General features: G+C 60.0%; 5 protein-coding genes and 1 pseudogene. 2 read left to right on the forward strand and 4 right to left on the reverse strand.

Translation table 11 applies throughout. The features are described 5' to 3' along the window. Positions 1 to 783 precede the first annotated feature (783 nt). The 4 genes from QTI66_RS39050 to QTI66_RS39065 all read right to left on the reverse strand — a co-directional run bounded on the left by QTI66_RS39050 (position 784) and on the right by QTI66_RS39065 (position 5,001). Positions 784 to 1,269 (reverse strand): hypothetical protein, encoded by a 486-nt coding sequence (locus QTI66_RS39050; RefSeq protein ID WP_286565752.1) that lies wholly within the window; start codon positions 1,267 to 1,269, stop codon positions 784 to 786. Further along, entirely contained in the window at positions 1,266 to 3,296 is a 2,031-nt protein-coding gene (locus QTI66_RS39055) for a caspase family protein (RefSeq protein WP_286565753.1), read from the reverse strand. The genes QTI66_RS39050 and QTI66_RS39055 overlap by 4 nt, the downstream gene beginning before the upstream one ends. Before the next feature lie 482 nt (positions 3,297 to 3,778). Beyond that, complete coding sequence (locus QTI66_RS39060; protein ID WP_286565754.1) at positions 3,779 to 4,699, reverse strand: tyrosine-type recombinase/integrase; 921 nt, start codon at positions 4,697 to 4,699, stop codon at positions 3,779 to 3,781. 98 nt (positions 4,700 to 4,797) lie between these two features. Then, positions 4,798 to 5,001: a hypothetical protein gene (locus tag QTI66_RS39065; RefSeq protein ID WP_286565755.1), complete on the reverse strand. Its 204-nt coding sequence runs from the start codon at positions 4,999 to 5,001 to the stop codon at positions 4,798 to 4,800. Positions 5,002 to 5,575: 574 nt separating this feature from the next. On the opposite strand from QTI66_RS39065, the gene QTI66_RS39070 reads away from it, so the two are divergent. Both QTI66_RS39070 and QTI66_RS39075 read left to right on the forward strand, forming a co-directional pair. After that, the gene (locus QTI66_RS39070) at positions 5,576 to 5,935 is read left to right on the forward strand and encodes a hypothetical protein (protein WP_286565756.1); all 360 of its coding nucleotides are present in this window, start codon (positions 5,576 to 5,578) and stop codon (positions 5,933 to 5,935) included. Positions 5,936 to 5,955: 20 nt separating this feature from the next. Beyond that, positions 5,956 to 6,417 (forward strand): annotated as a pseudogene (locus QTI66_RS39075) (integrase); the annotation flags it as partial.

A 6,417-nucleotide genomic window follows, 5' to 3' on the forward strand; every position in this document is an offset into this window, starting at 1 on the left:
CGCAGCATGGATCAACCCACCACCATCGGAGACCGCCGACCCAACATCACCACAGCCCTGCACAGTAAATTCATGAAGCCGGGTGTAGCAAACTCATTGACACGTTCCGCCGGGCGCCGCTCGATGGGTTGTCGTTCGTTGTCGTAAAGACGACAACGGCTGCCGCGCGCTGCCACAACAGCTGGTAGACAGGTAGCTCAGGACTCCTTCAGATGCCGACGGAGAAAGCGCGCGCGAAGGAGTGCTGTGAACCACCAGATCAGGATCGCGTTCCCGAACAGGCCCAGCGAGACGATCAGTGCCGCACGATCTACAAACCCATGGCTCAGATCGACAAGAAGAAGGGCCAGCGACCAAGGGGAGGGCGCACAGGATTGCGACCGCCAGGATGAGGCTCTGGTTGCTCGGATGAAGCGTAGCGGCCGCTAAGGTCAACGCGAGCGCAGACCACGCGCCCGGCAACCACCAGGCGTGGCGATATAGCGGCGGTAGGCGATAGGTGGGCATGGCGAAATTGTGCGTTGCGCGCAGCGCTGGCGCGCGAGCAATTTCATGCGGAAGGCCCAAGGCCAGGAGCCTTGTCGCGCGCCGCCCACTTGAGGGCGGATGGCCATCCGATCGGGTTGACCTACGACCGGATGATTCGACAGGGCTGAATTTTGAATAAACGGCCTCACCGGTCTCCAGTGCCTGCAGCAGCATCAACGACGATCGCCGAGCCGGAGATCTCTGGGCTTTGGAGGTTCTCTGCGCAAGCCGTTGATCTTTTCGTTTTGGGCGCGCTCACGCTGCCGCTACCTCACGCTCGCTTCTTTGGAGAATGGTCTGCCAAAAGAAACCCGTCTGGAATGCAAGGACGAGATTTACCAAGGACAAGTCCCGCTCCCCAATCTGGACCATCAATGACCCGAAAGTAATGACTGAAAACAAGAACGGATAGAAAAGGTCCCAGACGTCCAATGCAATGCCCGTCTTCTTTGAGCGTGGGGCAGCCTTGAGCCTCGCACGCCTCGCCTCGATCGCAAGGCTGAGCGTCCGGGCGAACATGCCGAGAACCATCAGGAGAAACAAGATCAATTCTCTCCAAGGCGATGCGTCGAACCACTTTCCCCCGAGCGTCATCATCTGGACTCCGTAGATGTAGGCCGCAGCTATGACGAGAAGCAGAAGTGCGCACGCAATTTGAAGCCTGGGAAGCTTCCAAGGCTTCCGCATCACAAGCAATATCGCCGCAACGAGAACAGCGATGACGATGTATTCAGCACTCATTGCTTGAAAGCGGTCGAAGGGATGAAGACACTAAGCCCGCCTTGCCCACCATCGTTCTTGCGCGCGATGAAGTAGTCAGGTACTTGGACGACGTTGAGTTCGCGTGCTGCAGCGCGGACCTCTTCCTTCACGTAGAGCGCGAGTTCATCAAACTGAATGACGCCGTCGTGATTGAGATCGCCCTCGCCTTGCAGGCCCCGTATCAACTTTTGAGTGAAGATGCCACCGTCGGGGGCTGCCGCCCGTTGCTGCCCCGTGCCTGCCACGAGAATATTCCTAGCCCGTTGAGTGACCTCGTCGCTCACCACGGACAGCTTGCGAAATCGCTTGGCCTTCTCGATGTCAAAGTCTTCGCTGAGGAACGTCGGTTGCAGTGCAAGCCCTGAAGAACAAGCCTCCAGCATGACGACCACATGCTTGGCCTGAATATGTTCGAAATGCCGGCTGCTCAGATCCTTCATCAGCAATGCGCTTCGCGTGGGACGCTTCCTGTCGAAGTCGTAGGTCACCAGGAATCCAGCATTGGACGTCTCGGCGACATCCCCATGGCCTGCGAAGTAGAACAGCAGTCGGTCCGCGTTTGCATACTTGCCGCCGGCCCAGAACTCTCCGAGAGTCTTATCCAGGTTTTCGGAGGTGACCGCCGCGTCCTCGAACATGAGGATCTGCGCCGCCGGAAAGCCCAGCCCTATCAGCGTCTCACGCAACTTGGCCGCCTGCTCGCGAAGCCCCGTCACTGCCTTATAGCCCGTCGCGCCTCTCTTGAGTGGATCCTTGGCCCTGTCGTAATCTTCAACGACAGCGATAATCGCGAAGCTCTTGCCGTAAGTCGGCGGGAAGAGAGTCAGACGATTGTCTTCAACCCAGACACCCACCCGTTGGCCTAGATTGCCACTCGTGAGGTTGAGCCCCTGTTTCAGGTTGGACGAGTTGGACAGGAAGGTGACCTGCTGGTCTTGCATTTTTTGCACGTCCAGCCGCTGCCCAGCGAGCGACATCGTTGGCTGTGAAGCAATCGCTAGGCCGAGCTCCTCATCCACTGAGTAGCGAACCGCAACTTGTGCGGCCTTCGGCTTTGCGGCCGTCGGCTTTGCAACAGCCCTTGTCAACGCCATGTCACTGGCATCCGTGCCGAAGAATGACGGAATCTGCTTGACAATTCGGCTCTTGCGAAAGTCGTTCTTCATCAGCTCGGTGGCCAAGACGATCGCTTCGGAAATCGATACCAAGCCATCGTCGTCAGTGTCGGCCGCGCTCGACTGAAGTGCGTTCACGAAGTTTCGGGTGAAGTATCCGTCGAATGCCTTCTGGTCATCCGAAGTCCCGCTCACGAGCGAGAATCCAGCGAAGGAATCGACACTCTTGACCAGCGCCGGACCGATTTCACAGGCATCGGTGATGAGAATCCCACGACCTCGCGATGCGGATAGAGTCTTGGCGATGTCGCGCACGACGTGCACTGCGCCGCTCGCAATCTCGTTGTCCAAAAGGCGAGCATCCGCAGCCAGTAGCTGCGAATCGGATTTGTCGGGCAGGGGCATCGCGTGCCCCGAGAAATAGACGACGAAGACGTCTCCCTTGCCAATGACCTTCGTGACTTGGTCCATGGCCTTGAGAATGTTTGCAGCTGTTGCCTCCTCGTTCAGCAGCACCGTCATGTCTTGCGGTTTCACCAGACCGACGGCGCCGTGGCTCAAGATGCGAGACATGGCTTGGGCATCCGACACCGCGAACTCGATGGTGCCGCGGGGAGAAAACTCATACCTGTCGATCCCGATCACCAGCGAAAAGTAACGCGGCACACGAATAAGCGGGTTCGCCGGTGTCAATGTGCCCGGGACCATGATTTCGCCGCGCGCTTTACCCGATCGACTTGCGCTCGGGATGTCGATTTGCGCGGCGGGCGTCGGCGTCGATCCTGTCTGTTCATTGCCCTGTGGTAGCAACAATCCCGACGACGCCGGCGTAGTGCCGACCGCAACGCTGCACACCCAAATCAAAATATGCACAAGACCGCTGCGTCTCATGAGCAACTCCGAAGATGTGTGGCCAAGGCTCGGCGGACGCAGCACGGCTGAAACCACGTCAACACCAGCTTGTACTTTGGACGATCTGGTGTCTACCCTACAAAAGATGTATGACGCGAGAAGTTGGCAAAGGCAGTTGCACGGGCACGAACGCGGGCGTGCCTGTCAAGGCCCTCGACCAGTTGCATCTCCGCGCCAGGAAAGCGCAGCGCACGAGGTTCGTACTCCCGCTCGGCGAGGGTCGGTGCGCGTCGGCTCGCTTCGCGGCCTATTATTCGCCGAAGTTGGTGTGCGCGCGGGTCTGCGTGGCAATGGCGGCAGATCCGCCCGCGATGAAGAAACAAGGGCTTACCATAGGAGATTCCAGCTTCGAGTATGGCGAGGGCAGCGGCAGCGCTGCTGGCAGCAGACGGATCTTGTTTCCCGAGTCCAGCTCAAGGCGAGGCTAGGTGCGCCCCAGGTCGCACAAGTCACGGGACCTCCTAGCCTTGCCGGGGGTCGATCTTTCCGGCGTACACCTTATTCCAATAGCCCGCGGGCGGCTTTGTGATTCCCAGGGCCTTACAGCGCTTGCCCACCGCTGAGTCGCTGATTTCGACGATCTGCGCGATCTCGACGGTTGGTCGATTCCACACCATGCGGCGAAGCTGATCTGCAGAGACGGCCCGCCAGTTCTGAAGATTCGAATTGGTCACGAGTTCGCGCCGAACACGCGCATGATCGACGCTGGATGGGTCTTCGTCCGCAAGGATCTGCTCGATCATCTGCCGTGCTTCGGGCGTGTCGGCGCGCTTGGCTTCTGCGTTAATCCAATCGGACATGGCCTCGATGTGCTTTTTCTTGATCACATTGGCGTAGTTGTTGTTGTGCACGTCCTGCGTGACGTGATTGAGTAGCAGCCGACAGTCGCTGTCGCTCGCTCCAACTTCATGAGCAATGTCGTCAAGGGTCCGTCGCATGGCGTGAGGATGGAGCCCAACCTCAACCTGCTCGGGAAAGAGCGGGTCTGCGAGAAGTGTTCGCACAAGCTGTTCCACCTTGCGGAAGAGCTTATCCGCGTTGTCGATGTGTCCCGTTTTGCCATGTGATCTGAAGACGCGTCCATCGGGCGCGGGGTCATTCGTTCCGGTTGCCGGTAGCGTCGCAAGCCAGCGTTCTCTCTCTTCTGCCAGCAGGTCTCGCAGCAGCCATCCCATGGGAAGGACTAGCTTGCTGTAGTTCTTCCTTATGGGAACGATGATCAACCCGATGCGGAAGTTGATCTGAGACCATTTGAGCGTCCTGCTTTCCCCGCGCCGCATGCCCGTCATTAGCAAGAACAGAACCCACACGGCGGCGGACCGCTCGGCGTAGTTCCATGCACGGTCACGCGCCGCAATGAGAAAATTCCAAACGTGGCCCACACAGGACAACTCGATTCGGGTCGTCCTGGGATTGTGTTGAAGTCAGCTTAATCGGCTAGCCAGGTCAGCGAAATGTGCTAGCCGCTCAATGAACTCTGCTAGCGCGCCCAAGGGAACGTGCCATAGCGAATCTCCCGCTCATTGCGACTCACCAGTGCGAGCAGCTTGTCGAGGTTCGTGCACGCGAGTACCCGCCCGGCACTCAGCCTCTGGAACTTGTCGCCGTGGACCGTGCAGGCCGTCAGGTTCTGGTCGAGCCACTCGCGTCGCCAGATCGGCGCTGCGACGTCAAGAGGGTTCACGAACACACACCGCGCGCAATAGCAGAAGTACCTCCTTGGCCCCTCCCAGGGCGGCGGGACCTCGATGCTCTCGATGCGTTGCCTGCTGATCCGGGTCAAGGCCGCAAGCTGGTCTACCGCATGCTGGTGCAATTGCGGCATCACGTAGAACAAAGCAAATTCGTCACCGCTCCCGTTGGTCCTTTCCCTCTGATGCCGACCGGCGCTGTGACACTTTTACTCGCGAAGGCCGCGAAGCAAATCTGTCACTTTCCCTTTGAACGAAGCAAATCCGTCTCATTGTGGATGTGCGGTGGCGTGGCCGCGCGTATGGTCGTGATCCATGAGGGACTTCCGCGCTCGTTTTCCTGGGCCGATAGAGACGGCCCGACCCCGCGGCGCACGCTTGATCGAGGGCTACAGCGCGAAGCTGCAGCGCCGTGTACGCCTCTTCGATCACTCGAGTTTCGCGCAATGGATTCGCCTGGAGGCGGACCCCGCGGTCATCACGTTTTGTGAACGTCCCACGCGTCTCGGTCCGCAGCGCGATGCGCGCCTGGTCGACTTCTGGGTGCATGCCGTGGACGGAGAGGCCATGCTGCTGCTCGAGTCGCAGCGCTCCGAGGGCGCCCCTTCGCAGCTCGACGACATTGCGGTCCGCACCGTTGGCGCCGCTGAACTCGCTGCGGACAGCGTCTGGATATCCAACTGGTCCTGCATGCTGCCGGTCATCAATGCCACACGGACCTTGATTTCACGCACGCTGCTGCGATCCGTGCGCGACCACGTCTGCGCAGAAGTCCCCCTCGGGCGCCTTGAGCACGAATTGTCGTCGGGCGACCCGTCCCTCGTACGCGGAGCCATCTTCGAGCACCTTCGCAGGGGCTCGATCAGGGCGCCTTCGCTGCGCACGCAGGCGATCGGACTGCACACCATATTGTTGCCGGCATCGTGAGCCTGAGCCGACGCCAACGCATGCGCGTCGTCGATCCGGCGACGTGGCCGGCATTCGATGTGGGCGCGCTACCGGTCGCCGACCGGCATGCCTTTGCCGCTCGCCGACAAGCCATCGAGCTATATGCCGCAGGGCAAACGCTGGAGCAGATCGAGTTGCGAACTGGAATCAACCGTCGCCAGCTCTACCGTCAGCTCGATCGTTGCATGGCCCCACACGAAGACGGGCGCCCGTTCGGCTGGAGGGCAATCACCCCGTACGCGCGCATTCGCCGCTACCAGCGTCGCGCGCGCGTGGCTCCGTCGCGCGATGGCACCGGCCGTGGCGCAGCTGGTGCCTTCGGGCTTCTTCTGGAAGCTTACCCAGCACTTGCCACGTGGATTGTCGATCGCGTACACGCGAAGCGCCTGAGCGTCGTTCAACGCTCGACGGATGACGGATTGCACATCCGGGTGCAGGGCCTGAAGAACGTCCACGTCGAC

The organism is Variovorax brevis (assembly GCF_030317105.1).
Taxonomy (GTDB): Bacteria; Pseudomonadota; Gammaproteobacteria; order Burkholderiales; family Burkholderiaceae_C; genus Variovorax; species Variovorax brevis.

Bases quoted from the DNA above. Each gene is read 5' to 3' on its own strand.
- QTI66_RS39050 (WP_286565752.1), bottom strand. From the start codon at position 1,269: ATGAGTGCTGAATACATCGTCATCGCTGTTCTCGTTGCGGCGATATTG.
- QTI66_RS39055 (WP_286565753.1), bottom strand. From the start codon at position 3,296: ATGAGACGCAGCGGTCTTGTGCATATTTTGATTTGGGTGTGCAGCGTT.
- QTI66_RS39070 (WP_286565756.1), top strand. From the start codon at position 5,576: ATGCTGCTGCTCGAGTCGCAGCGCTCCGAGGGCGCCCCTTCGCAGCTC.